At 51.0% G+C, this 3,072-nt stretch carries 2 rRNA genes (1 of these 2 running past the window's edge); both read left to right on the plus strand.

The features are described from left to right. A 23S ribosomal RNA gene (locus ASE31_RS26060) occupies positions 1-2,756 on the plus strand (it extends 123 nt beyond the left edge of the window). A 150-nt stretch (positions 2,757-2,906) separates the two neighbouring features. Further along, positions 2,907-3,019 (plus strand): 5S ribosomal RNA (rrf, locus tag ASE31_RS26065). Positions 3,020-3,072 lie beyond the last annotated feature (53 nt).

The raw sequence follows: 3,072 nt of genomic DNA on the forward strand, positions 1-3,072 counted from the left end.
GAAACCCACCTCGCAAGAGGTATCGCATGATGAATACATAGTCATGCGAGGCGAACCGGGTGAACTGAAACATCTCAGTAGCTCGAGGAAAAGACATCAACCGAGATTCCGAAAGTAGTGGCGAGCGAAATCGGAAGAGCCTTCTATTGATAGCACGACTGTTAGCAAAACGGAATGGAAAGTCCGGCCATAGCAGGTGATAGCCCTGTATGCGAAAACAGACGTGTGGTACTAAGGTAGAGACAAGTAGGGCGGGACACGAGAAATCCTGTCTGAATATGGGGGGACCATCCTCCAAGGCTAAATACTCGTAATCGACCGATAGTGAACCAGTACCGTGAGGGAAAGGCGAAAAGAACCCCGGGAGGGGAGTGAAATAGATCCTGAAACCGCATGCTTACAAAAAGTAGGAGCCCGCAAGGGTGACTGCGTACCTTTTGTATAATGGGTCAGCGACTTACATTCAGTGGCAAGGTTAACCGAATAGGGAAGCCGTAGAGAAATCGAGTCCGAATAGGGCGAATCAGTCGCTGGGTGTAGACCCGAAACCAAGTGATCTATCCATGGCCAGGATGAAGGTGCCGTAACAGGTACTGGAGGTCCGAACCGACTAGTGTTGCAAAACTAGCGGATGAGCTGTGGATAGGGGTGAAAGGCTAAACAAACTTGGAAATAGCTGGTTCTCTCCGAAAACTATTTAGGTAGTGCCTCAAGTATTACCGTCGGGGGTAGAGCACTGTTTAGGCTAGGGGGTCATGGCGACTTACCAAACCTATGCAAACTCCGAATACCGACGAGTACAGCTTGGGAGACAGAGCACCGGGTGCTAACGTCCGGACTCAAGAGGGAAACAACCCAGACCGCCAGCTAAGGTCCCTAAAATTGGCTAAGTGGGAAACGAAGTGGGAAGGCTAAAACAGTCAGGATGTTGGCTTAGAAGCAGCCATCATTTAAAGAAAGCGTAATAGCTCACTGATCGAGTCGTCCTGCGCGGAAGATGTAACGGGGCTAAGCCAGTTACCGAAGCTGCGGATGTGCAATTTATTGCACGTGGTAGGAGAGCGTTCTGTAGGCCTGTGAAGGTGTCTGGTAACGGATGCTGGAGGTATCAGAAGTGCGAATGCTGACATGAGTAGCGTTAAAGGGGGTGAAAAGCCCCCTCGCCGTAAGCGCAAGGTTTTCTACGCAACGTTCATCGGCGTAGAGTGAGTCGGCCCCTAAGGCGAGGCAGAGATGCGTAGCTGATGGGAAACAGGTCAATATTCCTGTACCGATGTGTAGTGCGATGTGGGGACGGAGAAGGTTAGCTCAGCCAACTGTTGGATATGTTGGTTCAAGCCTGTAGTCGTGCCTGGTAGGCAAATCCGCCGGGCTTAGATGAGGGGTGATAACGAGTCTGCTTGCAGACGAAGTGAGTGATACCCTGCTTCCAGGAAAAGCCACTAAGCTTCAGCTACACACGACCGTACCGCAAACCGACACTGGTGCGCGAGATGAGTATTCTAAGGCGCTTGAGAGAACTCAGGAGAAGGAACTCGGCAAATTGATACCGTAACTTCGGGAGAAGGTATGCCCCAAGTAGGTGAACTCGAACAGAGGGAGCCCAACGGGGTTGCAAAAAATCGGTGGCTGCGACTGTTTAATAAAAACACAGCACTCTGCAAACACGAAAGTGGACGTATAGGGTGTGACGCCTGCCCGGTGCTGGAAGATTAAATGATGGGGTGCAAGCTCTTGATTGAAGTCCCAGTAAACGGCGGCCGTAACTATAACGGTCCTAAGGTAGCGAAATTCCTTGTCGGGTAAGTTCCGACCTGCACGAATGGCGTAACGATGGCCACACTGTCTCCTCCTGAGACTCAGCGAAGTTGAAATGTTTGTGATGATGCAATCTCCCCGCGGAAAGACGGAAAGACCCCATGAACCTTTACTGTAGCTTTGTATTGGACTTTGAACAGATCTGTGTAGGATAGGTGGGAGGCTTTGAAGTGATGTCGCTAGATGTCATGGAGCCAACGTTGAAATACCACCCTGGTGTGTTTGAGGTTCTAACCTAGGTCCATTATCTGGATCGGGGACAGTGCATGGTAGGCAGTTTGACTGGGGCGGTCTCCTCCCAAAGCGTAACGGAGGAGTTCGAAGGTACGCTAGTTACGGTCGGACATCGTGACGATAGTGCAATGGCATAAGCGTGCTTAACTGCGAGACTGACAAGTCGAGCAGATGCGAAAGCAGGACATAGTGATCCGGTGGTTCTGTATGGAAGGGCCATCGCTCAACGGATAAAAGGTACTCTGGGGATAACAGGCTGATACCGCCCAAGAGTTCATATCGACGGCGGTGTTTGGCACCTCGATGTCGGCTCATCTCATCCTGGGGCTGTAGCCGGTCCCAAGGGTATGGCTGTTCGCCATTTAAAGAGGTACGTGAGCTGGGTTTAAAACGTCGTGAGACAGTTTGGTCCCTATCTTCCGTGGGCGCTGCAGATTTGAGGAAGCCTGCTCCTAGTACGAGAGGACCGGAGTGGACACACCTCTGGTGTATCGGTTGTCACGCCAGTGGCATTGCCGAGTAGCTAAGTGTGGAAGAGATAACCGCTGAAAGCATCTAAGCGGGAAACTCGTTTCAAGATGAGATCTGCCGGGGCCTTGAGCCCCCTGAAGAGTCGTTCAAGACCAGGACGTTGATAGGTCAGGTGTGGAAGCGCAGTAATGCGTTAAGCTAACTGATACTAATTGCTCGTGAGGCTTGACCCTATAACTTTGATAGCCGTGTACGCTCCTTCATGGATGTGTGCAAGCTTCGAAGATTGTTATGCCAAGTTGACGCAGTCAAAACACATAAAATCTGATTCCACTCTATGAATTCGTTGTCTTGCTCCAAGAGCAAGTCGACTCCAAGTTATGCCTGATGACCATAGCAAGTTGGTACCACTCCTTCCCATCCCGAACAGGACAGTGAAACGACTTTGCGCCGATGATAGTGCGGGTTCCCGTGTGAAAGTAGGTCATCGTCAGGCTCTTATAGCCCCAAACCCCCTCAGTCTCCAAAGGACTGGGGGGTTTTGCGTTT

This window comes from Acidovorax sp. Root217 (assembly GCF_001428645.1).
Classification (GTDB): domain Bacteria; phylum Pseudomonadota; class Gammaproteobacteria; order Burkholderiales; family Burkholderiaceae_C; genus Acidovorax.